Origin of the sequence: Luteibacter sp. (assembly GCF_036500425.1) — a bacterium.
GTDB lineage: Bacteria > Pseudomonadota > Gammaproteobacteria > Xanthomonadales > Rhodanobacteraceae > Luteibacter.
Map to the genome: position 1 here is coordinate 90,641 of NZ_DASYCB010000020.1, position 24,022 is coordinate 114,662.

Annotated in this window: 19 protein-coding genes; 11 read left to right on the top strand and 8 right to left on the bottom strand. The window is 62.5% G+C overall.

Features of this window, described 5'->3' with window-relative positions:
• Positions 1 to 136: 136 nt before the first annotated feature.
• The 4 genes from gyrB to dnaA form a co-directional block, all read right to left on the bottom strand.
• Positions 137 to 2,578, bottom strand: a complete 2,442-nt coding sequence (gene gyrB, locus VGN46_RS04645; RefSeq protein WP_331641122.1) for a DNA topoisomerase (ATP-hydrolyzing) subunit B — start codon at positions 2,576 to 2,578, stop codon at positions 137 to 139.
• 67 nt (positions 2,579 to 2,645) lie between these two features.
• Positions 2,646 to 3,725, bottom strand: a complete 1,080-nt coding sequence (recF, locus tag VGN46_RS04650) for a DNA replication/repair protein RecF (protein WP_331641123.1) — start codon at positions 3,723 to 3,725, stop codon at positions 2,646 to 2,648.
• Between the two features lie 90 nt (positions 3,726 to 3,815).
• Positions 3,816 to 4,916: a DNA polymerase III subunit beta gene (gene dnaN / locus VGN46_RS04655; protein ID WP_331641124.1), complete on the bottom strand. Its 1,101-nt coding sequence runs from the start codon at positions 4,914 to 4,916 to the stop codon at positions 3,816 to 3,818.
• A gap of 213 nt (positions 4,917 to 5,129) precedes the next feature.
• Positions 5,130 to 6,500 (bottom strand): chromosomal replication initiator protein DnaA, encoded by a 1,371-nt coding sequence (dnaA, locus tag VGN46_RS04660; protein ID WP_331641125.1) that lies wholly within the window; start codon positions 6,498 to 6,500, stop codon positions 5,130 to 5,132.
• A gap of 195 nt (positions 6,501 to 6,695) precedes the next feature.
• Here dnaA and rpmH point away from each other — a divergent pair, with 195 nt between their 5' ends.
• The 4 genes from rpmH (at position 6,696) to mnmE (ending at position 10,336) form a co-directional block, all read left to right on the top strand.
• Positions 6,696 to 6,830, top strand: coding sequence for a 50S ribosomal protein L34 (rpmH, locus tag VGN46_RS04665; RefSeq protein WP_008211413.1), 135 nt, complete (start codon positions 6,696 to 6,698; stop codon positions 6,828 to 6,830).
• A gap of 14 nt (positions 6,831 to 6,844) precedes the next feature.
• Positions 6,845 to 7,225 (top strand): ribonuclease P protein component, encoded by a 381-nt coding sequence (gene rnpA / locus VGN46_RS04670; protein WP_331641140.1) that lies wholly within the window; start codon positions 6,845 to 6,847, stop codon positions 7,223 to 7,225.
• A gap of 66 nt (positions 7,226 to 7,291) precedes the next feature.
• Positions 7,292 to 8,986, top strand: a complete 1,695-nt coding sequence (gene yidC / locus VGN46_RS04675; RefSeq protein WP_331641142.1) for a membrane protein insertase YidC — start codon at positions 7,292 to 7,294, stop codon at positions 8,984 to 8,986.
• A gap of 6 nt (positions 8,987 to 8,992) precedes the next feature.
• On the top strand, positions 8,993 to 10,336 hold the full coding sequence (mnmE, locus tag VGN46_RS04680) for a tRNA uridine-5-carboxymethylaminomethyl(34) synthesis GTPase MnmE (RefSeq protein ID WP_331641144.1): 1,344 nt from the start codon (positions 8,993 to 8,995) through the stop codon (positions 10,334 to 10,336).
• A gap of 62 nt (positions 10,337 to 10,398) precedes the next feature.
• On the opposite strand, the gene VGN46_RS04685 is transcribed toward mnmE, so the two are convergent.
• Both VGN46_RS04685 and VGN46_RS04690 read right to left on the bottom strand, forming a co-directional pair.
• The gene (locus VGN46_RS04685) at positions 10,399 to 11,625 is read right to left on the bottom strand and encodes an MFS transporter (RefSeq protein WP_331641146.1); all 1,227 of its coding nucleotides are present in this window, start codon (positions 11,623 to 11,625) and stop codon (positions 10,399 to 10,401) included.
• 158 nt (positions 11,626 to 11,783) lie between these two features.
• Positions 11,784 to 12,674, bottom strand: a complete 891-nt coding sequence (locus VGN46_RS04690; RefSeq protein ID WP_331641148.1) for a LysR family transcriptional regulator — start codon at positions 12,672 to 12,674, stop codon at positions 11,784 to 11,786.
• A gap of 108 nt (positions 12,675 to 12,782) precedes the next feature.
• On the opposite strand from VGN46_RS04690, the gene VGN46_RS04695 reads away from it, so the two are divergent.
• From VGN46_RS04695 to VGN46_RS04705, 3 genes are all read left to right on the top strand, one after another.
• Complete coding sequence (locus VGN46_RS04695) at positions 12,783 to 13,835, top strand: NAD(P)-dependent alcohol dehydrogenase (RefSeq protein WP_331641150.1); 1,053 nt, start codon at positions 12,783 to 12,785, stop codon at positions 13,833 to 13,835.
• Positions 13,836 to 13,984: 149 nt separating this feature from the next.
• Positions 13,985 to 15,175: an MBL fold metallo-hydrolase gene (locus VGN46_RS04700; protein WP_331641152.1), complete on the top strand. Its 1,191-nt coding sequence runs from the start codon at positions 13,985 to 13,987 to the stop codon at positions 15,173 to 15,175.
• Positions 15,176 to 15,197: 22 nt separating this feature from the next.
• A complete protein-coding gene (locus VGN46_RS04705; RefSeq protein WP_331641154.1) occupies positions 15,198 to 15,959 on the top strand; it encodes a DUF6624 domain-containing protein in 762 nt (253 codons plus the stop codon).
• A gap of 13 nt (positions 15,960 to 15,972) precedes the next feature.
• Here VGN46_RS04705 and rtcR read toward each other — a convergent pair whose 3' ends face one another.
• Complete coding sequence (gene rtcR / locus VGN46_RS04710; protein WP_331641157.1) at positions 15,973 to 17,565, bottom strand: RNA repair transcriptional activator RtcR; 1,593 nt, start codon at positions 17,563 to 17,565, stop codon at positions 15,973 to 15,975.
• Between the two features lie 269 nt (positions 17,566 to 17,834).
• On the opposite strand from rtcR, the gene VGN46_RS04715 reads away from it, so the two are divergent.
• Both VGN46_RS04715 and rtcA read left to right on the top strand, forming a co-directional pair.
• The gene (locus VGN46_RS04715; RefSeq protein WP_331641159.1) at positions 17,835 to 19,055 is read left to right on the top strand and encodes an RtcB family protein; all 1,221 of its coding nucleotides are present in this window, start codon (positions 17,835 to 17,837) and stop codon (positions 19,053 to 19,055) included.
• A gap of 21 nt (positions 19,056 to 19,076) precedes the next feature.
• Entirely contained in the window at positions 19,077 to 20,090 is a 1,014-nt protein-coding gene (gene rtcA, locus VGN46_RS04720) for an RNA 3'-terminal phosphate cyclase (RefSeq protein ID WP_331641160.1), read from the top strand.
• Here the strand turns inward: rtcA and VGN46_RS04725 are convergent.
• A complete protein-coding gene (locus VGN46_RS04725; protein ID WP_331641162.1) occupies positions 20,087 to 20,524 on the bottom strand; it encodes a helix-turn-helix domain-containing protein in 438 nt (145 codons plus the stop codon). The two genes, rtcA and VGN46_RS04725, sit on opposite strands and share 4 nt — an antisense overlap.
• A gap of 79 nt (positions 20,525 to 20,603) precedes the next feature.
• Between VGN46_RS04725 and VGN46_RS04730 the strand changes: the two genes are divergently transcribed.
• Complete coding sequence (locus tag VGN46_RS04730; RefSeq protein WP_331641165.1) at positions 20,604 to 21,398, top strand: SDR family oxidoreductase; 795 nt, start codon at positions 20,604 to 20,606, stop codon at positions 21,396 to 21,398.
• Positions 21,399 to 21,459: 61 nt separating this feature from the next.
• Positions 21,460 to 23,922, top strand: coding sequence for a DNA translocase FtsK (locus VGN46_RS04735; protein ID WP_331641168.1), 2,463 nt, complete (start codon positions 21,460 to 21,462; stop codon positions 23,920 to 23,922).
• Positions 23,923 to 24,022 lie beyond the last annotated feature (100 nt).

The window sequence follows — 24,022 nt, forward strand, 5'->3', positions numbered from 1 at the left end:
AATTGGGGTGCTTTTTGGCCCTTGAAATCGTCTTTTCGATCCACCCTACGCCGGCGAACGTTGAGGATACGAAAACGCCCGGCCGTCTTTCGACGACCGGGCGTTTCGATCTAATTCGCCAGGTGATTGGGCGGAATCAGATATCCAGGTTGGCAACCTTCAGCGCGTTCGACTCGATGAAGTCGCGACGCGGTTCGACCGCTTCACCCATCAACATCGAGAACATCTGGTCGGCGGCGACGGCGTCTTCGACACCGACCTGGAGCATGCGGCGCGTCTCCGGGTTCACCGTGGTCTCCCACAGCTGCTCCGGGTTCATTTCACCGAGGCCCTTGAAGCGCTGGATCGTACGGCCCTTCTTCGCTTCGTCGAGCAGCCAGGTGCGCACTTCTGCAAAACGGGTCACCCCGCGGGAGCCATTGCCACGGCGAATCACGGCGCCCGGCTTCAGGCTGAGCTCGGCAAGCTGGGCGCTGATCGTCGCGATCGCGCGGAAATCGATGCCGCTGAAGAACGCCTGGTTCATGATCCAGGTGTGGCTGAGGCCGTGCTGCATGCGCTCGACTTCCACCGCCGCGCCCTGCTCGTTCAGTGCCGGGCGGAAACGCAGCGTGTAGGTAGGCTTGCCGAGGCCACTCGCGCTAAGCCGCGTGGCGATGCCGTCGAGCCAGGCCTGCATGGCCGTGGCATCGCTCCAGAAGCGCTCTTCCAGCGGTGCATGCTCGATCATCGCGGTGAGCACGGATGTATCGAAACGATGCGACATGCGCTCGATCTGGTCGAGTGCCGCCTGGTAGTCACGCAACAGCTTCTCGATCGGCTCGCCACCGATGCCCGGCGCACCCTCTTCCGGCTCGAGCGACGCATTGTCGACGGCGCTCGAAATCAGGAAGTCGTTCAGGACGGTGTCGTCCTTGATGTAAAGCTCCTGCTTGCCTTGCTTCACCTTGTACAGCGGCGGCAGGCCGATATACACGTGGCCGCGCTCGATCAGCTCGGGCATCTGGCGGTAGAAGAAGGTCAGCAGCAGGGTACGGATGTGCGAACCGTCCACGTCCGCATCGGTCATGATGATGATGCGGTGGTAGCGCAGTTTGTCGGGGTTGTACTCGTCCTTGCCGATGCCGGTGCCGAGCGCCGTGATCAGCGTGCCGACTTCGGCCGATGAGATCATCTTGTCGAAACGAGCTTTCTCGACGTTGAGGATCTTGCCCTTCAGCGGGAGCACGGCCTGGGTACGGCGATTACGGCCCTGCTTGGCCGAGCCACCTGCGGAATCGCCCTCGACCAGGAACAGTTCGGAAAGCGCGGGATCCTTTTCCTGGCAATCCGCCAGTTTGCCCGGCAGGCCGGCGATATCCAGCGCGCCCTTGCGGCGAGTCATCTCGCGCGCTTTGCGCGCAGCCTCGCGGGCGCGAGCCGCGTCGACGGCCTTCGAAGCGATGGCCTTGGCTTCGTTCGGGTTTTCCAGCAGGAACTCGGCGAGCTTGTCGTTGACGACCTGCTCCACCGCGGTTTTCACCTCGCTGGAAACGAGCTTGTCCTTGGTCTGCGAGGAGAACTTCGGGTCTGGCACCTTGACCGAGAGCACGGCGATCACGCCTTCGCGCATGTCGTCGCCGGAAAGCGCGACCTTGGCGTTCTTGGCCAGGCCTTCCTTCTCAATGTAGCTCTGCAGCGTGCGGGTCAGCGCCGCGCGGAAGCCCGTGAGGTGGGTACCGCCATCACGCTGGGGAATATTGTTGGTGAAGCAGAACATCGTCTCCTGGTAGGCATCCGTCCACTGCATGGCCAGTTCGACGGTGATGCCATCCGTAGTGGAACTGAAGTTGATGACCGAGGGGTGCAGGGCCGTCTTCAGCTGCGCCAGGTGCTGCACGAAGGACTTGATGCCGCCCTCGTACGCAAAGATGTCCTTACGATCGTTGCGCTCATCGACGAGTTCGATCGTGACGCCGGAGTTCAGGAACGCCAGCTCGCGGAGACGCTTCGCGAGGATGTCGTAGTGGAACTCATAGTTGTTGGTGAACGTGAGGCGGCTGGGCAGGAAGCGGACCATGGTGCCGCGGCGGGTGGTATCCCCGGTGGGCGCGATGGGCGCCACGGGCTCGCCGTGGGCATATTCCTGGGTCCAGGTCTTGCCGTCGCGCCAGATCGTCAGCCACAGGCTGGAGCTGAGCGCGTTGACCACGGAGACGCCGACGCCATGGAGGCCGCCAGACACCTTGTATGAGTTCGCATCGAACTTTCCGCCGGCGTGGAGCACGGTCATGACCACTTCGGCGGTGGACCTGCCCTCTTCCGGATGGGTATCCACCGGGATGCCGCGGCCGTTGTCAGACACACTGACCGAGCCGTCCTGCAGGATGGTCACCGTCACGTAGTCGCAGTAACCGGCAAGCGCTTCGTCGATGGCGTTATCCACCACCTCGAACACCATGTGGTGCAAGCCGGTGCCGTCGTCCGTATCGCCGATATACATACCGGGGCGCTTACGGACCGCGTCCAGGCCCTTGAGGACCTTGATGCTGCCGGAGTCGTAAGCGTTCGTGTTGGTCGGATCGAGAGGTTCGTTCATGCGAGGCCTGGTAATGACGCAGGAGGCCCCGGCACGCGCTAGGCGCATCACCAGGACAGTCGGTCGATTATAGCAAAACCGTCACAGCACCCTGTTCCACGTGGAACACTGTGACCGGCTGGTCGGCAAGGGCATGGGGGATCTCGGTACCCGTCACCAGCACCTGCACATCGCGGCCCATGAGCTGGGCAACCACCCACTCTTGATGGGTACGATCGAGCTCCGAAGCAAGGTCATCGAGACAGATGACCGGCCATTCGCCTCGCATTTCGGCGTGTAGCGAGGCCTGACCGAGCAGGCAGGCCAGGGCGCAGAGCTTTTCCTGGCCGCGAGAGAGGTGCTCACGCAGCGGAGCGTGCTCGAAGGCGACTGAGAAGTCAGCTCGATGCGGGCCAGCGGTCGTATGCCCCCGAGCCAGATCGCGGTGGCGGCGCTCAACCAGCGTTGTTGCCAGATCGTTGGCTTCGTCCCAGCCCGGCTTGTAGCGGACGACGAACTCGCCAAGTTCTGGAAGGACGTTGCTCATGAAACCGCAGATATGGGGAAGAAGCCGGTCAAGGTAGCCCTGACGGAAAGCGGATAGCGCCTCCCCTGACCCCGCTAGTTCAGATTCCCACGGTTCGATGAGACTAGGATCCAGAGGTGAGCCAGCGCGCAGCAACGCGTTTCTTTGCTTCAACGCCCGTTGGTAGCGGCGCCACTGATTCACAAACGCGTGTTCCACGTGGAACAAACCCCAATCGAGGAACTGTCGGCGCTCTTCCGAGCCTCCGGCGATGAGGTCGTGCGAGCCTGGCTCGAAACAGACCACGGCGCACTCCTGGACCAAGGAGCCAAGTGAGACGGTATCGCCATCCACTCTCGCCTGCCAGCGGCCGCTCTCCCGTCCCAGCCCGAGCCGCCTCGTTCGCCCGTCACCTGAGCTGACCTCAGCAAACACCGAGAGCGCCGTACTACCTCGCCTCAGTAGGATGTCCCGCGACCCCGATCGAAACGAACGCCCATGCGAGAGCAGGTAGGCGGCCTCGAGCACGCTCGTCTTTCCAGCGCCATTGGCACCTACGAAGACATTGATCCCCGGTGCCGGCGTGATCGAAACCCCTTCCAGGCAACGCAGGCCAGCGATTCGCAGCGACTCGAACTTCATTCCCCGCCTTCATCCCATGCCAAAACGAACGACGCCGGGGGTGTCGAAGACATCCCCGGCGTCGTGGCCGAACTTTACCCGGTCGTGGGGTCAGAGGCGAAGCGGCATCACCACGTGGCGAGCTTCATCGTTGCCCTCTTCCTGCAGCAGGCAGCTGGACTGGGCGTCACGAAGGTTCAGGCGAACCTTGTCACCGCGCAGTGCGCCCAGGGCATCCAGCAAATATCCGACGTTGAAGCCGACCGCGAGATCGCTGACGACTGTCTCGGCTTCGACTTCTTCCTGGGCTTCTTCCTGCTCCGGGTTGTGCGCCACGATCTTGATGTGACCGGGCTGCAGCTCGAGTTTCACGCCGCGGTACTTTTCATTGGAAAGAATCGCGGCGCGCTGCAGGGCGCTACGCAGGACATCGCGCTCGATCGTGGCGGTCTTGTCGGCACCCAGCGGGATCACCGCTTCGTAATCCGGGAAGCGACCGTCGATGAGCTTCGAGGTGAACTGCACGCCACCGCGGCGAACGCGGAGGTGATTCCGACCAAACTCGAGCTCCACCGTGCCCTCGCCCGACTCAAACAAGCCGATTAGCTCATTCACACCCTTGCGGGGGATGATGATCTGGCGACGCGCCGACACAGAGCTCTCCAGGCGGGTTTCCTTCAGTGCCAGGCGATGGCCATCGGTCGCAACGCAACGCAGCGTGTGTTCCTGTAGATCGAGCAGCATGCCGTTGAGGTAATAACGGACATCCTGATTCGCCATGGCGAATGCGGTGCGTTCCATCAGATCGCGCAGTACTTCCTCAGGCAGGGTCACGCGCTCGACCAACTCGATTTCATCGATGGTCGGGAACTCAGTCGCCGGTAGCGTCGCCAGGGTGAACCGGCTGCGGCCTGCGTTCAACGCGATGCGATCGCCGTTTAGCTTCAGATCGATCTTCGCACCATCGGGCAGTGCGCGAACGATATCGAATAGCTTGCGGGCTGGAATCGTGATCTCACCTTCCTGCACGGCGTCCGCGGCGGTGGTGGCCACCATCTCGACTTCGAGATCCGTGCCGGTAAAGGACACCTCGCTACCGGAGGCACGTACCAGCAGGTTAGCCAAGACGGGCAGCGTCTGTCGGCGTTCTACAACGCCCACGACCTGCTGCAGGGGTTTGAGCAGAACTTCCCTCTGGATGCTGAATTGCATGCGACCCCTTCTCCTGCTTTTAAGGTTTTAAAGATTTTATAGTGGTTGTTATAGGGCCGGTGGATATCTTGAAAAGTCAGATAACTCGTTCCCTTTCAACTTCTTACAGAATAATATCGACTGGCTTTGACGGGCGGTTTCATGTGGGTGCATTGTGGATAACTCTGAAGCCTGAAACCGTCCTCAGGTCGTCCACCTATTATCCACAGGTTCTCAGCCAGTCAAGATACGTATTAGCTGTTCCCAATCCTGCCGCATGCGCACGTCTTTCTCACAGAAACCGCGGATCGTGCGACAGGCGTGGAGCACCGTCGTATGGTCGCGACCGCCAAAGGCCTCGCCAATCTCCGGCAGGCTGTGCTCGGTAAGTTCCTTGGACAGGGCCATGGCGACCTGTCGCGGGCGCGCCAAGGAGCGCACACGGCGCTTGGAGAGCAGGTCGGACAGGCGCACCTGGTAGTAGTCCGCGACGGTCTTCTGGATGTTCGGTACCGTGACCGCCTGTGCATGCGTGTTAAGCAGGTCGCGAAGGGTCTCTTCCGCGAAATCCGTGGTGATGTCGCGGCGATAGAAGTTCGCGCGTGCGGCCAGCGTGTTGAGAGCGCCTTCAAGATCACGCACGTTGGAGCGGATGCGGCGTGCGAGCAGCATCGCCACGTCTTCCGATAACGCCATGTCCTTATCGGTCGCCTTGGACAGCAGGATCGCAGCGCGGGTCTCGAAGTCCGGTGGCTCGATCGCCACCGACAGACCCCAACCCAGGCGCGATTTCAGCCGTGGCTCGAGCTTGTCCAGTTCCTTGGGATAGCGATCGCAGGTAAGGATGATCTGCTGCTTTGCTTCGAACAGCGCATTGAACGTGTGGAAGAACTCTTCCTGTGTGGTGTCCTTGCCGGCGAAGAACTGGATATCGTCGATAAGCAGCGCGTCCACCGAACGGAATCGGCGCTTGAAGTCATCCATGTTCTTTTGCTGCAGCGCCTTCACCATGCCGCTGACGAACTGTTCCGAACGAAGGTAGAGCACCTTCGCGCCGGGGTTGTTCTGCACGAGCAGGTTACCGGCGGCATGCATGAGATGGGTCTTGCCGAGACCGGTGCCGCCATACAGAAGCAGCGGGTTGTAGGCGCGACCGGGGTTCATCGCGACCTGCATCGCCGCGGCCTTGCCCAACTGGTTGGATTTGCCTTCAACGAACGTCTCGAACGTGTAGTGCGGATCCAGGTTGTGCTGATGCGGCGGCTCGGGCGCGGCTTGCACATGCATCGCCGACGTGGAAGCGGCGGACGGTGCATGCATGCTTGCGGCCACGGCGGATGCGGGCCGAGCGGGCGCGGGGCGGCTGCCGTGCGAACCCACTTCGAGGCGCACGGGCAGGGGATGACCCGCCAGGTGTTCGATGATCGCTTCGATGCGGACCAGGAACTGGCTGCGGATCGTATCCAGCGAATACGGGTTTGGCGCGTACAGGTACAGGCCCGTGCCGTCTTCCCGGGCCTGCAAGGGCATGAGCCAGGTATGGACGTCTTCGGGGCTCAATTCGCCATCAAGACGCTCAAGACAGCGCCTCCAGAGATCACTCATCGGGTATTCTTTGCCACAGCGTGAAGGGGCGCTTGCGCGCAGGGTGGACGATGAAGTCTACCAGCCTTCCAGCACGGCCTCGGTGTACGCCCTGCACGGGGCATCCTGTCATCCCATAGCCAAGCGCTTGACATCCTTCGGGAATGTCCCGCATACTTTTGGGCCAATTTTGATCTTCATCCGGATGCAAGCGCCATGAAGCGTACTTTCCAGCCCAGCAAGCTCAAGCGCGCCCGTACCCACGGCTTCCGCGCCCGTATGGCCACGGCCGATGGCCGCAAGATCCTGAACGCCCGTCGCGCGAAGGGTCGTAAGCGCCTGATCCCGTAATCGGTACGCCGGTCGTGCGTGCCGCAGCCCTGCCGCGCGATGCGCGGCTACGCCGCGCCGCCGACTTCGCCGCCCTGCGAAATGTCAGCGGTCGCCTCGGCGGCCGCTGTTTTCTTTTGCGCTTCGGAAACAACACGACCGATACCGCCCGGCTTGGCCTGGCGATATCCAAGCGTTGCTCCAAGCGTGCCGTGGACAGGAACCGCATCAAGCGCCTGGCGCGTGAGGCGTTTCGCCGCGCACGGCCAGACCTGCCGCCCGTCGATATCCTCGTCATGGCTCGCGACAGCGCGGTTGAAGTCCCCGGTGACGTCCTGTTGGCGGAACTGGATGGCCTGCTCCGTCGCATCAAGCCGTTGAAGCGCGAGGGTGCCGACGGCACAATCTCGCGTTGACCTCTTTCCCGCCCGCCTGCCCGTCCTTATATCGGCCGCGGTGCCTAACGGATCTGGCTTAAGCTGATGAATCAAACGCGTACCCTTCTCTTCTTTGCGCTCGCGTTCGTGGCGTATGTGCTGTGGACGCAGTGGGAGCAGGATTACGCTCCGAAGCCGCCCGCCCAGCCCGTCGCGGCAGCGCAGGCCGATGGCAAGCCCAGCGCCGACGCCAGCGTGCCCGGTGCGGCGGTCCCCGCGAACGTGCCATCGGATACGTCGGCGACCCCGGCCGGAAAGGCCGAGCTGGTCACGCTGCAGAACGATGTGCTCCGCCTGACCATCGATACCCGCGGCGGCAGCATCATCCGCTCGGAACTCCTGTACTACCCCTCGCTGCCGGTGACCCGCAAGGACCCGACCCCGCCGCCGGCTCGCCTGCTGGATGACGACGCGAAGACCTACTTCGCCGCGCAGGATGGCCTGGTCAGCAATAACGGCGCCGCACCGGACCACCGCGCCCTCTTCCACGCCGAGAAAACCGAGGCCGTGCTCGCCGATGGCGAGAAGTCCGTCAGCCTCGACCTGACCTGGTCTGATCCCTCGGGGGTGAAGGTCACCAAGCGCTACACGCTGAAGCGCATGGACTACGTGGTCGACCTGGACCAGCGCATTGATAACGGTTCGCAGGCCACCTGGACGGGTAATGCGTACCAGCAGTTGCAGCGCGCGCCGGCCGAGAAGGCCAGCTGGTTCAAGTCGTACACCGATCCGGCACAGCACAGCTTCCTCGGCGCGGGCTTGTATGGCCCCGAGACCAAGTTTGAATCGCTGAACTTCGCCGACTTCGAAAAGAAGCCGCTGAACCGCGCTATCACTGGCGGCTGGATCAGCATGCTCCAGCATTACTTCCTGGTGGCGTGGATCCCGCCCGCTGACCAGAACGTTTCCTACAGCAGCAACATCGTCGATCCGGCCTCGCTGACGCCGCGTTACCTGGTCCGCGCGTTCGGCCCGGCGATCTCGGTCGCCCCTGGCCAGACCACGGATAGCCTGGCCCGCCTGTATGTGGGCCCGCGCCTGCAAGGCACGCTCGACGCGATCGCGCCGGGCCTGGATCTGACCGCGAACTACGGCTGGCTGACGATCATCGCCACCCCGCTGCACTGGTTGCTGTCGCAGTTGCACGCGATCAGCGGTAACTGGGGTGTCGCGATCATCCTGCTGGTGCTGTTGATCAAGACGGCGCTATACAAGCTGACCGACGCACAGTTCCGTTCGGGCGCCCGCATGCGCAAACTGCAGCCGCGTGTCCAGGCGCTCAAGGAGCGCTATGGCGACGACCGCATGAAGATGCAGCAGGCCATGATGGAGCTGTACAAGAAGGAGAAGGTGAATCCGATGGCGGGCTGCCTGCCCATCCTCATCACCTTCCCGATCTTCATCGGCCTGCTCCGCGTGCTGTCAGAATCCATCGAGCTGCGCCACGCGCCGTTCTTCGGCTGGATCCACGATCTCTCCGCGCCGGATCCCTTCTACGTCCTGCCGGTGCTGTACTTCCTGGTCACGCTGCTCACCCAGCGCATGATGCCGACTGCGGGCATGGATCCGACCCAGGCCAAGATGATGAAGGTGATGCCGCTGATCTTCGGTGTGTTCTTCGCCTTCTTCCCGTCGGGCCTGGTGCTGTACTGGACCGTCAACGGTGCGACCAGCCTGCTCCAGCAGTGGTACATCAACCGCAGCGTCGACAAGGCCCACGAAAAGGCCCGCACGGCGTAAGTCACGATGACCCACGGCGCCGACACCATCGCAGCCATCGCCACCGGCGCCGGCGCGGCGGGAGTCGGCGCCGTTCGTGTTTCCGGGCCCCTGGTTCCGGCGATCGCGGCGAGCATGCTCGGCCGGGAACCGAAACCACGGCACGCGCACTTCGCCGCGTTTCGTGACGCGGCCGGCGAACTGATTGATCGCGGGATCCTGCTCTACTTTCCCGGCCCCGCCTCCTATACCGGTGAGCACGTCCTCGAGTTGCAGGGGCACGGCAGCGCGGTGTTGCTCGACGCCCTGCTCCGCCGATGCGTCTCACTCGGCGCCCGCCTCGCCCGCCCGGGTGAATTCACCGAACGCGCGTTCCTTAATGGGAAGCTGGACCTCGCCCAGGCGGAAGCCGTTGCCGATGTCGTCAGCGCGACATCGGAAGCGGGTGCGCGAGCCGCGTTGCGTTCGATGGAAGGTGTGTTCTCAGCCCGCGTGGATGCCTTGCTCGCCGAGCTCATTGGCTTGCGCGTACACATCGAGGCTGCGATCGATTTCCCTGAAGAGGAGATCGACTTCCTCGCAGATCCGGTGATTGGCGATAAGCTCGCCGCGTTGCGCGTGAACCTGGATGCGCTGCTTGCCGAGACGCGTCGTGGTGTTCGTCTCAATGATGGCATCACCGTCGCCATCGTCGGCCGGCCTAATGCGGGTAAGTCGAGCTTGCTGAATGCGCTCGCCGGATCGGAGCGCGCGATCGTTACCGATATTGCCGGCACCACGCGCGATGTGTTGCGCGAGTCGATCCGCATCGACGGCGTGACGCTTGAGCTCGCTGACACGGCGGGGCTTCGTGAGTCCGATGATGTGGTGGAGCGTGAAGGCATCCGTCGCGCACGTGCGCAACTTGAGCGATGTGACGTCGCCATCCTGGTAACGGATGATGCGCATGTCCAAGGCGACGTGGATTTTCTTGAAGGCACACCGCCGCACGCTGCGCGGATCGTCGTCGTGAACAAGATCGACCTTGATGGTGAACGTGCTCATCATGTCCAGGCAGCCGATCACGAGAAGCTGTGGTTATCGGCGCGCACTGGCGATGGCCTTGAGGCGCTGCGCAAGACACTCCGCGCTCTCGCTACCGCAGGTGCCGGAGATGGCGCATTCAGCGCGCGCCGCCGGCATGTCGTTGCACTTGAAGGGGTCGAGGCTCATCTGGTGCGTACTTCCGAAGCACTGCACAGCGCACATGCTGGTGAACTGGCTGCCGAAGAACTTCGGCATGCGCAACTGGCACTCGGCGAAATCACAGGCGCTTACTCGTCGGATGACCTGCTCGGAGCGATCTTTAGCTCGTTCTGTATTGGCAAGTAACGATGTTCTCAAAGATCCGCTTGAAAGGCGGAAAGGAACGTGTAGGTCTGCCGTCCGTCCGATCAGCAAGCCTGGGTCGTTTCTCGCAATTCGCTGTTACGCTCCAGAGCAATAGAAACACCCCAAAGCAACAAACCACCAAGCGCCAGGCCACTTCCAACCCAACCGGGTGAGGTCCAGCCGTAGCCATGCGCGATAGCCAGGCCACCCAGGAATGGCCCGAGAGCATTCGCCGTGTTGAATGCCGAATGGTTCAGCGCAGCGGCCAACGCCTGTGCATCACCGGCGACATCCATGAGACGTGTCTGAAGCACGGTACCCAGCGCGCCGCTGATGCCGATGAAGAACACGGCGATGCCGAGCGTCCATACATTGCCCGCGGTGAACGGGAAAATCGCGAGAACGATCAGCGCCCAGAGAAGCAGCGCACCGGCCGTGCGCATCAGCGCGCGATCGGCGAACACCGGGACGATCATATTGCCGAGCGTCATGCCGACACCGAACACACCCATGATCCAAGGTACGGTCGACAGCGGCATGTGCGTGACGCTGAGCAGGATGTCGGCGAGGTAGGTATACACCGCGAACATGCCGCCGAAGCCGATCGCGCCAATGCCCAGGGTGATCCACACCTGCGAACGCTTCAGCGCACTAAGTTCGCGTAGCGGACTGGCGTTCGGGTTAGCCGGCGTGTTCGGCGCGAACGCGAACACCGCGCTCATCGTGAGGATGCCGAGCACCGCCACCAGTGCAAAACTCCAGCGCCAACCGACTAGCTGGCCGAGCCAGCTCGCCAGCGGTACGCCGGCGATCGTGGCCACCGTGAGGCCGAGGAACATCTGCCCCACCGCACGGGTACGCCGGTTAGCCGGGACGAGTGAACTCGCCACCAGCGCGGCCACGCCAAAGTAAGCGCCGTGGGGCAGGCCGGCGAGGAAGCGGAACACCAGCATCCAGTGGTAGCTCGGCGACAGGCCGGTCAGGCCATTGAACACGGTGAACATCGCCATGAGCAGCAAAAGCAGCCGGCGCCGCGGCATGCGCGCGCCGAGCACGGTAATGATCGGTGCACCGACGACGACACCGAGCGCATAGGCGCTGATGGCATGGCCGGCGGTCGGCGCATCGATGCCGAGGCCCTGCGCGAACAACGGCAGCATGCTCATCGAAGCGAATTCAGTGGTGCCAATGGCGAAGCCACCGACGGCGAGGGCGAGGATGACGAGCCCGACGTGGGGCGCGCGGACGGGCGCGGTGCCCGAATCGAGTGCGAGGGCGGCGGAGGTCATGGGAAGAGGCAACCTGGGACGTGGGCGCGCGCCGTTGTGCGGCGCAGCAATCGCGTCAGTTTACGCCTCGAGGGTGACGGGTGCTAGCGCTTGCAGCGTTGACGCGGGGCCTATCGCGCGCAAGCGCGCTCCTACAAGTTATTGGCAAGACTGGAGTTTCAGGTGTGGTCGCGGAGGTATTCGATAAAGGCGCGGAGGGCCGAGGTGACGCGGCGCTGGCGGGGGTAATAGAGCATGAAGCCGGGGTATGGCGGGCACCAGTCCTCGAGGACGCGGACGAGCTTGCCCTCGCGAACGTATTCATCCACCTGCTCGTCCATGACCAGGGTGAAGCCCACGCCTGCAATCGCAGCGTCGACCGAGACGCAGAAGTCGCCAAACGTGCAGCGGCCACGTACGTCGAGTTCCAGCTTCGTTTCGCCCTGCTCGAACTCCCATTTGTACAGCCGGCCACTGGGAAAGCGGAAGCGGATGCAGTCGTGCTGCATCAGATCGTAAGGATGCAAGGGCACGCCGTGCCTGGCGATGTACGCGGGAGAAGCCACGCAGGCACTCTTCTGCATCCCCCCAAATGGCACGGCGATCATGTCTTCGGGCACGGCCTCGTGGAAGCGGATGCCGGCGTCATAGCCCGAGGCCACGATATCGATCATCCCGTCGTCGTCCACAGCCTCCACGTGAATATCGGGGTAGGCCGCCAGGAAGCCCGGCAGGAGCGGTGGCAACAAGAGTTGGCCAGCCACGCGTGGCATGTTCATGCGGAGCGTTCCCGCCGGATGGGCCCGGAAGTCGTTCATCTCTTCCAGGGCGTCACCGACATCACGCAGGGCAGGCTGCAGGCGCTCGAGGAGCCGTTGTCCTGCTTCGGTCAGCGACACGCTGCGGGTGGTCCGGTGAAAGAGCATGACCCCCAGCCGCTCCTCCAGCCCCCGGATGGCGTAACTGATGGCCGAAGTCGACAAAGTAAGTTCAGCGCCCGCCTTACGGAAGCTGCTATGGCGGGCCACGGCCGCGAAGGCCGCCAGATGTGAAAGATTGTCTGGGCGCATGATTATGAAGAATACCTCAATGATTCGTCCGAATAATCCCGTTGGCGCGCCAGATTGTTGAGGGTTATTGTTTCCCGCTTTCCCAGACCCCTGTAGAGGATGACACCCATGTTTGAAGTCCACGGTTTTGCCGCCAAAGACGCCACGTCGCCCCTCGTCCCGTTCACGTTCAACCGCCGCGATGTGGGCGCGCACGACGTACACGTTGAGATTCTCTATAGCGGCGTGTGCCACTCCGACCTGCACCAGGCTAAGGGCGACTGGGGCAATTCGGTGTTCCCGATGGTTCCCGGCCACGAGATCGTGGGCCGCGTGAAGGCGGTCGGTTCCGCCGTGACCAAGTTGAAGGTCGGCGATTTCGCCGGCGTCGGCTGCATGGTCGATTCGTGCCGCACCTGTGAGTCGTGCAAGCAGGACCTTGAGCAGTACTGCACGGTGCATACCAGCTTCACCTACAACGGCACCGAGCAGGACAAGAAGACCGCCACGCAGGGTGGCTACTCAACCGATATCGTCACTGAAGAGCGCTTCGTGGTGAAGATTTCGGAGAAGCTGGACCTCAAGGCTGCCGCTCCGCTGCTCTGCGCCGGCATCACCACCTACTCGCCGCTGCGCCACTGGAAGGTCGGCAAGGGCCAGAAGGTCGGCGTCATCGGCCTCGGCGGTCTCGGCCACATGGGCGTGAAGTTCGCCAAGGCCATGGGTGCGCACGTCACCATGATCACCACCTCGGAAGCCAAGGGTGCCGACGCGAAGCGTCTGGGCGCTGACGAAGTGCTCGTCTCGACGGACCCGAAGCAGATGGAAGCTGCCGCTTCGAAGTTCGATTTCCTGCTGAACACCGTGCCGGTCAGCCACGACATCCTGCCGTACCTCATGCTCCTGAAGCTGGATGGCACGATGGTGCTCGTCGGCGCCCTCACCCCGCTCGACGCTTTCCCGGGTGGTGCGCTGATGCTTCCGCGTCGCGCGGTCGCTGGCTCGGCGATCGGTGGCATGGCGGAGACGCAGGAGATGATGGATTTCTGCGCCGAGCACAACATTGTCTCTGACGTCGAAATGGTCGACATGGCCTCGATCAACGAGACCTATGTGCGTCTGGCCAAGAACGATGTGCGTTATCGCTTCGTCATCGACATGGCGACGATGCCGAAGGGCTAAGCAAAAAATGTAGGAGCGCGCTTACGCGCGATAGCTCTTAGCAACGAACAGCAGATCATGTTGCTCGTTCGCGAAAGGTTATCGCGCGCAAGCGCGTTCCTACAGGGTTACGCGGTGTTATGGTGAGTCACCCTTGCGGAGCCCATGGATTGAAACGCTTTTTCAGGTATCTCGGCTACGTAGCCGCCCTCCTCGTCGTATTCCTGGTTTTTGTCGCGATTTCCGCGTGGCCGAACATCGGCACCCTGCCCAAGGGTGAATTCGTCGCGCGCAACGAGCAATCACCGGAATGGAAAGGCGATCAATTCCAGAATCCGCAAGCCATGTTCTCGAACCTGCGTGGCGGCATCCTGCAGATTTTTGAATCGCAGCCCGGCGAAGAACCCGATCACCCGGTGCCGACGGTCGACTCATCGCCGTTATACAAGGCGCCACCGGCAAGCGGCCTTCGCTTGACCTGGTTCGGCCACTCGTCAATGTTGCTAGAGATCGATGGCACGAACATCGTGATCGATCCGTTCTGGAGCGAGCGAACATCGCCGTTCGGGTGGCTAGGCCCAAAGCGCTGGTACCCACCACCGGTCTCGATCGACCATCTTCCCCGCGTCGATGTAGTGGTGATCTCGCATGATCATTACGACCACCTCGACCGCGCTTCCGTGCAGGCGTTGTATGCGCGCGGCGCACGTTTCATCGTGCCGCTTGGCGTCGCTTCGCATCTCGTCGGTTGGGGCATTCCCAGCGATCGCTTTACCCAGCTGGATTGGTGGCAGGAAGCGAAAGTCGGCGCGGTCAGCATCGTCTCCACGCCGTCGCGGCATGCGTCAGGAAGGCTTAGCGCACGTAGCAACCAGACTCTGTGGACCGGCTATGCATTAATCGGCCCCCATCACCGCGTCTTCTACTCGGGCGACACCGGCCTCAACGACAGCTTTCCCGAGGTCGGCGAGAAGTACGGCCCGTTCGATCTCAGCCTGATTGAATCCGGCCAGTACGATGCGCAATGGCCTGACTGGCACCTCGGCCCCGAACAAGCGGTGCTGGTGCACCAGGAAGTGAAGGCCCGCACCATGATTCCCGTTCACTGGGGCCTGGTGAAGCTCGCCCATCACGCATGGACTGAGCCACCGGAGCGCATACTTGCGGCGGCACACTGCGCGAATGTGGATGTGCTGATCCCCGAACCCGGTCAGGCCGTTGAACCGACGACGCATCCCGTAGTCCCACGTTGGTGGCCGTCGCAAGCCTGGTCCACGGGTTCACAGACGCCTATCGTCGCGTCGAAAGACGGCAGACCTAATCATTTATATGCCGTACCGGTTTGCCACCGGGCCGGATAGTCATTCAAGGAGGGGCACTCCCATGCCATACCCGCGTATCCGTCGAATTTCGCTGGCCACGCTTTGCCTGGCTATCTCGGGTGCCGCATTCGCTGATGCCAAGGACGATGCCGTAGCGGCGAAGTGCCCGGCCGTGGCAGCATGGACGGAGAAGATGAACAAGGCATTCCCAGCCCTCTCCGCGGATGGAGTCGAACGCGACAACAAGGCCGGCGGCTTCTCCGATCCCGACCTGCGCAATGAACTGCGCACGCGCCTCGAGCTCGATCAACGCACCCGCAACGAATGGATTGCTTCGCCCCAGGACAAGAGCCGCTACGAAGCGATGGCCAAGGTCGATAAAGACAACCTTGCCTGGATCAAGGCGCGCTTCACCAAGGATGGCTTCCCCCACGCCAACGCTGTAGGCCTTGCGGGCGTCAATGCCGCTTTCATCCTCGTGCAGCACGCGGTGGACGATGTGCCGTTCATGCAGTCGATGCTTCCGCAGGTGACCGCACGCGGTGAAGCGGGCGAACTGAAGAAAGGCGATGTCGCCATGCTCACTGATCGCGTCCTCCGCCATGAAGGCAAACCGCAGCGCTACGGCACGCAATACTCGGGTACCAACATGAAGGACCTGTCGGCGATGAAGATGGATCCGGTAGAGGATCCCGCGCACCTCGACGAGCGACGCGCCACGATGGACCTCATGCCGCACACCGATTACGAATGCGCACTGCGCATTTTCTACGCACCCGCACCCGCACCCGCACCCGCACCTGCGACGTCAGCGGCTAAGTAACCTATGCGAGGCGCTAAGCCTCGCTGACGGCATCCCAGCTGAGGTCGAAGCGCGCAAGGTACTTGCGGAGGCGATCGGCGTCGTTGGTACTTACGCGCTTTGCCCGCGATGCGGCGAAGAGCTGGCGCCCCGCATCGGAGATCGTGCGGGAGCGCCGGCAGACCTTCACTACTTCAGCCAGTTGCACGCGATCGAACAGATCGATTTCGTCGAAGGCATCGCCGAGCAATGTGCGAAGGACTTCGCCCTCACCTTCCTCGTGGCGCCACAAACGGCGTAACCGTGCGAGCTCTTCATCGACGCACGCTTCATTGATGCGCCCAGCCGGGGCAAGCGTCGCCATGCGCGTCACCGATGCGCCGAGGTCACGAAAATTTCCTGACCATGCAGCATCGCCCGATGTCGCGAACGACAAATAACGCGTCCGGGCTTCCTTGTTGAACGTGACCCGGCGATTTTCATCCCGTGCGAAGCGGTCCAGCTCGAAATCAAGATTAGGCTCGATGTCTTCCAGGCGTTCGGCAAGACCTGGCAGGTGGAATGACCAGATGTTCAACCGGGCATAGAGATCGTCGCGAAAACGTCCCTCGGTAACACGCTTGCCAAGTTCACGGTTGGTACCGGCAATCAACTGAAAATCGCTGCCCACTTCGCGATCGGCACCGACGGGGAGGAATCGCTTGTCCTCTAGCGCGCGCAACAGCATCGCCTGCTCGTCGGCACCTAGCTCGCCGATCTCATCGAGGAACAGCAGACCCTTGTCGGCGCTGCGAAGCAGGCCTGCGCGTTCTCCCGCGGCACCGGTGTAAGCCCCTTTGACGTGACCGAACAGCGCGCTCATCGCGCCATCGCCGCGTAAGGTCGCGCAGTTCACCTCGACAAAGCGCCCACTCACCTCACGGCGTGCCTGCTTGAGTTCGAATAGCCGGCGCGCGAGCTGGCTCTTGCCTGCGCCGGTCGGCCCCAACAGCAAGATCGGTGCGGTGGACCGGCTGCCGACCGTTTCGATCTGCTCGATCATCCGGTTGAACGCTGGGTTACGCGTGGCAATGCCGCTCTTCAGGTGCGTGCGATCTTCCTGCTGCTCACCCTGGAAGCGCTGGGCCAGGCGGTCGTAGCGGGACAGGTCAAGGTCAATCACGCCCAGCTCGCCCACGCTGGCCGTGGCACCCGAGTGGCGAGGTGGTGACGCCTGCAGCAGGCGACCGGGCAGATGGCGGCTCTCGGTCAGCAAGAAGAGGCAGATCTGGGCAACGTGCGTACCCGTCGTGATGTGGATGTAGTAGTCCTCGTTCTCCACATCGAAGGGATACGTACGCGCGAACGCGTAGAGCGTCTCGTAGACCGATTCGAAGTCCCAGGGATTCTCGATATAGGTGTCGTGAACCTTCACCTGGGTCTCGGGTGAAACCTGGAGGAGATCGTCCACCACCCGCTTGAGTGTGCGCGCAGCCCGGCGCCCATCCGCCAGGAGTTCGATCCGGCCAACCAGAAAGTCCTCGTGCATGCCCAGCGATACCGTTGGACGCCACCGCTCCCAGCGATCCGGCTTGTCGCCCGCATCCAGCTGGGTGCCCAGGAACCCAATCACGACCTTGGTCTTCATTGATCCATGTATCTCAAAGACGATATGCACGTATCGTACTTTGGTTCATTGCTATTCGTCGTGGCTCGCGACAAAAAAGAATAATATTTATATAAAACAGTGTATTACGGCTGATCATGCTTGGTTGGCACGCCTCCTGCTCTAACCAGTCAAGAACAAGGGCCACACCTACCCCGTTCCAACTGTTCTACTCCCGGCGGGAATGGGCCCGCCGGGAGGGTGGGTGAAGAAGCCCGGGCCTTTCCATCCGTGTTATCAGGACGAACACCATGAGTACCACTGCATACGAAGTTATCAACGAGCCGGGCGCTGTCCCGATTAAAACCTGGACGCGCGGCGTGCCGCTGGAGGACGAAGCCAGGCAGCAGCTGATCAATATCGCCAAGCTCCCGTTCGTTCACGGCTGGCTGGCCGTCATGCCCGACGTGCATCTAGGCAAGGGCGCCACGGTCGGTTCGGTCGTCCCGACTGTCGGTGCGATCGTGCCGGCGGCCGTGGGCGTCGATATCGGCTGCGGGATGATCGCCACACGTACGACGCTTAGCGCGTCAGATCTGCCGGACGACCTGCGTGGCCTGCGTCATGCGATCGAGTCCGCCGTGCCGCATGGTCGCAACCTGGGACGTCGCGACAAGGGTTCATGGGAAACCCCGCCCGAAGCCACGGTCGCCGGGTGGGGTGAGCTGGCTATGGACTTCAAGCTCATCACCGATAAGTATCCCAAGCTCGGCCGGACCAATAACCTGCATCACCTGGGAACGCTGGGCACGGGTAACCACTTCGTGGAGGTTTGCCTGGACGAAGACGACCGCGTCTGGTTCATGCTGCACTCGGGATCTCGCGGTGTAGGTAACGCCATTGGCACGCACTTCATTGAGCTCGCCAAGCAGGACATGCGCCGCTGGATGATCAACCTGCCAGACCAGGACCTTGCGTATCTGCCGGAAGGCAGCGAACACTTCGGCGATTATGTTTTCGCGGTGGATTGGGCTCAGCGTTATGCCCGCACGAACCGCGCGATCATGATGCAACACGTCGTGGACGCTGCCCGCAAGGTGATCGGAAAGCCGTTCGAGGCCTGGGCGGAGGCGGTGAACTGCCACCACAATTACGTAAGCCGCGAACGCCACCTTGGCAAGGATGTATTCGTGACCCGTAAGGGCGCCGTAAGTGCGAAGAAGGGCGAACTCGGCATCATCCCGGGCAGCATGGGAACGCGCAGTTTCATCGTGCGTGGGCTCGGTAACGAAGAGAGCTTCAACAGCTGCAGTCACGGTGCGGGTCGTGTCATGAGCCGTACCCAAGCCAAGAAGCAGATTACGCTGGAAGAGCATCGCAAGGCCACGGCGCACGTCGAATGCCGTAAGGACGCGGATGTGATCGACGAATCACCAGCGGCTTATAAGCCCATCGATGCGGTGATGAAGGCCCAGCAAGACCTTGTCGAAGTCGTCCACACGCTGCGTCAGGTCGTGTGTGTAAAGGGCTAAGGAACGTAAGGAACCAGGGACATGATCGAGATTGATGGACATGCAGGGGGAGGCCAGTTGCTGCGCACCGCGCTGGCCCTCAGCCTGTGTACGGGTGAGCCCTTTGCCATGGATGGCATCCGCGGGAAGCGCGAGCGGCCGGGCTTGCTTCGGCAGCATCTCACCGCGGTGGAAGCCGCGCGCGACATCGGCGGCGCCACGGTCGAGGGTGCGCTTCCCGGTTCGATGGCGTTGCGGTTCACGCCAGGCGGAATCAGGGGCGGTGACCACCGCTGGACGATCGGCACGGCCGGATCGACCACGCTCGTGTTGCAGACCGTCCTGCCCGCGTTATGGATGCATGGCGTAGCGGCGTCGCTCGCGATCGAAGGCGGTACGCACAATCCTCAGGCTCCTTCGGCGGACTTTATTGCCGATGCGTTCCTGCCGGTGATGGCGAAGATGGGCCTGGAGGCCTCGTTTGCCTTGGATAGCCATGGCTTCTACCCGGCGGGTGGTGGATGTATTCGCCTGGACCTGCACACGAGTTCACGGCCAGCGGCGCTTGATTTGTCTACCCGTGGTGAGATCGTCGAGAAGCATGCCCGGGCGATTGTTTCCGCCATTCCGTCGAAGATCGGCGAGCGTGAGCTGATTGTCGCGAAAGCCCGGTTGGGGCTCGTTGAAGGCGAGGCCTCGTTGCACGCTGTACATGGCGCTGTCGGCCCGGGCAATGCGTTGTCAATCCGCTTCAGGGCGGAGCACGGCACGGCTGTGTTCACGGGTTTTGGCGAGAAGCGCGTCACGGCGGAGGCTGTGGCCGAACGGGCCTGTGCCCAGGCGCGAGCATGGCTGGATGCCGGAGTGGTGGCAGATACCTATCTGGCCGATCAACTCCTGTTGCCGATGGCGCTCGCCGGAGGCGGGAGCTTCACTACGCTTACGCCGTCAGACCACGCACGCAGTAATGCGGCGCTGATCGAAAAATTTCTGCCGGTGGAGTTTGAATTCCGCGATGACGGCCGTGGCCGCTGGACAGTCGCCGTCTCGCGTTAGCCCGGCAGATCCAGGCGCATGTTCTCCGCGTGTAGTGGCTCGCCAGTCACGCGGTCGATGACGACGGGCTCCACCCGCTTCCCGGTCTGCGGATTCGTCATCTGACTAAGCTTGCCAGCGCCGTTATGGCGCCGGCCCCATTCGCCCATGGCGGCGAGGATGGGCAAGAAGTCCACGCCCGCCGGGGTCAGGATGTATTCGTCCCGCGGCGGCCGCTCGCTGTAGCGCCGGGTTTCCAGCACGCCCGCCTCCGTTAAAGCCTTGAGACGCCGCGAAAGAATGTTCGGGGCGATGCCGAGGCTTGTCCGGAACTGGTCGAACTGGGTCTTGCCCAGGCTCGCGTCCCGCAGGATCAGCGCACTCCAGGCATCCCCGACCAGGGCCAGGGCGCGGGAGATCGGGCAGGTGCCGGAAGAAAGTTTTTCGATGTCCATTGCAAAATGATAGTAGCGTCACTATCGTATGGCAACCTAGTTACTTGCACTATGCAACTTACCCATCCGGAGAGACGTCATGAGCACTGAATCCAAAGGCACCGCCCTCGTTACGGGCGCTTCGTCGGGCATCGGCGAGATCTACGCCGAGCGCCTGGCCGACCGTGGCCACGACCTGATCCTGGTCGCCCGTCGCCTCGATCGCCTGGAAGCCCTGGCGCGCAAGCTCACGGAGCGCACCGGTCGCAAGGTCGACGTGCTCCAGGCGGACCTCACACTGCGCTCAGACCTCGCCAAGGTCGAGGCACGCCTTGCCAGCGACACGTCGATCACCTTGCTGATCAACAATGCCGGTATCTCGCTCGAGGGCAGCATCCTGGAGAACAGCGCCGAAAAGATCGAAAAGATCCTGGCCATCAATACAGTGGCTCCGAGCGTGCTGAGCGCCGTGGCGGCGCAGCACTTCGTCGCCCGCAACAACGGCGGCATCATCAACATCGCATCCGTGCTGGCGTTCGCCCCAGAAATGATGGATGGCATCTACAGTGGTACCAAGGCCCACCTGCTCAACCTCACGCTGGGCCTTGCGTCGAAGCTGCAGGGCACGCACGTCCGCGCACAGGCCGTGCTACCGGGCGCGACCAAGACCGAGATCTGGGAAAACTCGGGCAAGGATCCGGAAGCGCTGCTTCCCGGCATGGTCATGGAAACCGCCGACCTGGTCGACGCCGCCCTCCTCGGTTACGACCGTGGTGAAGTGGTGACCATCCCGCCGCTGCACGACGAATCCCAGTACGAGGCGTACAACAACGCCCGCATCGCCATGGGTCCGAACCTCTCGCGCAAAGATGTCGCCCCGCGCTACCGCGCGTAAGCACGGCCGGGAAGTAACGGTGACAGGGGCTTAGCCGACCTTTCACTCACGCAACGTACGAATGCACGCTAAACTGCGGCATTCGTTACGTTACTTGCGGTCAGGCATGCTCTCGTTCGTGTTCAGCGCCTTCGGGCTCTCCACTCTCTGGCTGCTTCCCCTGCTCTGGCGTGTCGTCGCTGCCCTCGTCCGGCGGCGGCGTTCGCCGACGGTCGGGCCAGGCGCCATTCGATTCTGGGCTGGGTTTGTCCTGGTGCTGCTTGCGAGCAGCCTGCTGGAAGGCCTGGTCATCACCCACTTCACGGACGATCCCGCCGTGGGCGGTGTCGTGTGCCGGTGGCTTGGAAGCATGGCAGGTCCCGCTACGCCGATCGCGGCGGCTGTAGCGATCGTGCTGATCCTCATCGCCCTGCCCTGGTATGTCGGTGTGCCCTGGTCGCAGGCGATCGGTGGGCTCAACGGGATCCTTGAACCGATGGGGGCCCTCGCTATCGAGGGCATGAGCCGTCTGTTCCGGCGTAGCGCCTCGCGCGCGACCGGGCGCAAGCCATCGGCCGCAGTTCGTCGGGCGGATCGTGCGCCTGCGCGTCGTAGCGCATCCAAACCTGCGGTGAAGACCACAAACAAGCATACGGCCCCGCCGGCGGCCCGCGTGAGCATGTCGCCCCCTGAGCCGCTGCCGCCGGATCCGGTGCGGCCGTCGGTGACGACACCGGTTATCCCGCGTCACAGGACCAAGCCGGATACCGTGATTCGCGAGCCTTGGCTGGCGCCGCGGGCGATGCAGTCGCAGGTTGACCCCGGGCAGACGATCGCGGGTGAGGTTGCGGCGGTAGCCGTGGAGGTGGTCGATACGCCTGCGGTAGCGCCGATGGAAGCGAAACCGGTGATCGTCACGCCTGAGCCCGCATTGCCGGTCGTAGCGCCTTCGCCCGTCAAGCCGGTATCGCGGTTCGCCATTGCGGCGAATGACTCGTCGCCAACCGAGCAGGTTCCGATCACCCATATCCCGGCGCCGCGTCCATTGCGTACGGTGAACCATGGCGCGATCAGCTTGCCACCGCTTACCTTGCTCGCTGCCGCGTCTCAGAATGCGCTCGGTGTCAGCGACGATGAGCTCGCCGAAACCGGTGAATTGATCGAGCAGCGCCTCGCTGAGTTCAAGGTGCCCGTTCAAGTGGTCGGCGCTTCGGCAGGCCCGGTGATTACGCGATACGAAATCGAACCTGCGACCGGCGTGCGCGGTAATCAGATCGTCGCGTTGATGAAGGACTTGGCGCGTGGCCTGGGTCGCACGTCGATCCGCGTCGTTGAAACCATCCCCGGCAAGATGTGCATGGGACTCGAGCTGCCAAATGAGCAGCGCCAGATGATCGCCTTGTCGGAGATCCTGGATTCAAGCGAATACCGCGAAAGCGACTCGCTGCTGACGATGGCTATGGGCAAAGGCATCACCGGTGAGCCGGTGGTCGCCGACCTGGCGAAAGCGCCGCACATGCTTGTCGCGGGTACGACCGGCTCAGGTAAATCGGTGGCGGTGAACGCCATGATCCTGTCCATGCTCTATAAAGCCACGCCGGAAGACGTGCGCATGATCATGATTGACCCGAAGATGCTTGAGCTTTCGGTCTACGAAGGCATCCCGCACTTGCTGGCACCGGTGGTCACCGACATGAAACTGGCGGCGAACGCGCTGAACTGGTGCGTCGCGGAAATGGAAAACCGCTACAAGGTCATGTCCGACCTGCGCGTGCGTAACCTTGCCGGTTATAACCAGAAGGTGCGCGAAGCACGCGCCGCAGGTAAGCCGTTATTCAACCCGTTTCCCAAGCATCCGGAGGTGCCGGAGCACCTCGACACGATGCCGATGATCGTTGTGGTCATCGACGAGCTGGCCGACCTGATGATGGTAGCCGGCAAGAAGATCGAAGAATTGATTGCGCGCCTCGCGCAGAAGGCACGTGCTGCAGGTATTCATTTGATCCTTGCGACGCAGCGTCCATCGGTCGACGTGATCACCGGTTTGATCAAGGCGAATATCCCGACGCGTGTGGCATTCCAGGTGTCGTCGAAGATCGACTCACGCACCATTCTTGACCAGATGGGCGCCGAGAGTTTGCTCGGTGCGGGCGACATGTTGTTCCTGCCGCCCGGCACCGGTTATCCACAGCGTATCCACGGTGCGTTTGTGGGTGATGAGGAAGTACACCGCATTGTCGCGTGGCTGAAGCAGTTCGGCGAGCCCGATTACAAGGATGAAATCCTGCAGGGTCCGCCAAGCGAAGCAGCCGAAGCCGAAGGCGGCGAGGACGGCGTCGATGCGGAACTTGATCCGCTCTACGATGAAGCGGCGGCCTTCGTGCTGCGCACGCGCCGTGCTTCCATTTCGTTCGTGCAGCGGCAGTTCCGGATTGGATATAACCGCGCCGCGCGCCTGGTGGAAGCGATGGAGAGCGCAGGGATCGTTTCGTCGATGGGGATCAACGGGCAGCGCGATGTCATAGCGCCCGTACCGCAAGATTGATCGCGCGCAAGCGCGCTCCTACAAGGTCGTAGCAACCCTGTAGGAGCGCGCTTGCGCGCGATCGCCGCGTAGCGGCCAAAAAAAACGGGCCGTGAGGCCC

What these genes read in the sequence shown, in the direction of transcription:
- gyrB (WP_331641122.1), bottom strand. Translation starts at nt 2,578, where the DNA reads ATGAACGAACCTCTCGATCCGACCAACACGAACGCTTACGACTCCGGC.
- recF (WP_331641123.1), bottom strand. Translation starts at nt 3,725, where the DNA reads ATGAAGTTCGAGTCGCTGCGAATCGCTGGCCTGCGTTGCCTGGAAGGG.
- dnaN (WP_331641124.1), bottom strand. Translation starts at nt 4,916, where the DNA reads ATGCAATTCAGCATCCAGAGGGAAGTTCTGCTCAAACCCCTGCAGCAG.
- dnaA (WP_331641125.1), bottom strand. Translation starts at nt 6,500, where the DNA reads ATGAGTGATCTCTGGAGGCGCTGTCTTGAGCGTCTTGATGGCGAATTG.
- rpmH (WP_008211413.1), top strand. Translation starts at nt 6,696, where the DNA reads ATGAAGCGTACTTTCCAGCCCAGCAAGCTCAAGCGCGCCCGTACCCAC.
- yidC (WP_331641142.1), top strand. Translation starts at nt 7,292, where the DNA reads ATGAATCAAACGCGTACCCTTCTCTTCTTTGCGCTCGCGTTCGTGGCG.
- mnmE (WP_331641144.1), top strand. Translation starts at nt 8,993, where the DNA reads ATGACCCACGGCGCCGACACCATCGCAGCCATCGCCACCGGCGCCGGC.
- VGN46_RS04685 (WP_331641146.1), bottom strand. Translation starts at nt 11,625, where the DNA reads ATGACCTCCGCCGCCCTCGCACTCGATTCGGGCACCGCGCCCGTCCGC.
- VGN46_RS04690 (WP_331641148.1), bottom strand. Translation starts at nt 12,674, where the DNA reads ATGCGCCCAGACAATCTTTCACATCTGGCGGCCTTCGCGGCCGTGGCC.
- VGN46_RS04695 (WP_331641150.1), top strand. Translation starts at nt 12,783, where the DNA reads ATGTTTGAAGTCCACGGTTTTGCCGCCAAAGACGCCACGTCGCCCCTC.
- VGN46_RS04705 (WP_331641154.1), top strand. Translation starts at nt 15,198, where the DNA reads ATGCCATACCCGCGTATCCGTCGAATTTCGCTGGCCACGCTTTGCCTG.
- rtcR (WP_331641157.1), bottom strand. Translation starts at nt 17,565, where the DNA reads ATGAAGACCAAGGTCGTGATTGGGTTCCTGGGCACCCAGCTGGATGCG.
- VGN46_RS04715 (WP_331641159.1), top strand. Translation starts at nt 17,835, where the DNA reads ATGAGTACCACTGCATACGAAGTTATCAACGAGCCGGGCGCTGTCCCG.
- rtcA (WP_331641160.1), top strand. Translation starts at nt 19,077, where the DNA reads ATGATCGAGATTGATGGACATGCAGGGGGAGGCCAGTTGCTGCGCACC.
- VGN46_RS04725 (WP_331641162.1), bottom strand. Translation starts at nt 20,524, where the DNA reads ATGGACATCGAAAAACTTTCTTCCGGCACCTGCCCGATCTCCCGCGCC.
- VGN46_RS04730 (WP_331641165.1), top strand. Translation starts at nt 20,604, where the DNA reads ATGAGCACTGAATCCAAAGGCACCGCCCTCGTTACGGGCGCTTCGTCG.
- VGN46_RS04735 (WP_331641168.1), top strand. Translation starts at nt 21,460, where the DNA reads ATGCACGCTAAACTGCGGCATTCGTTACGTTACTTGCGGTCAGGCATG.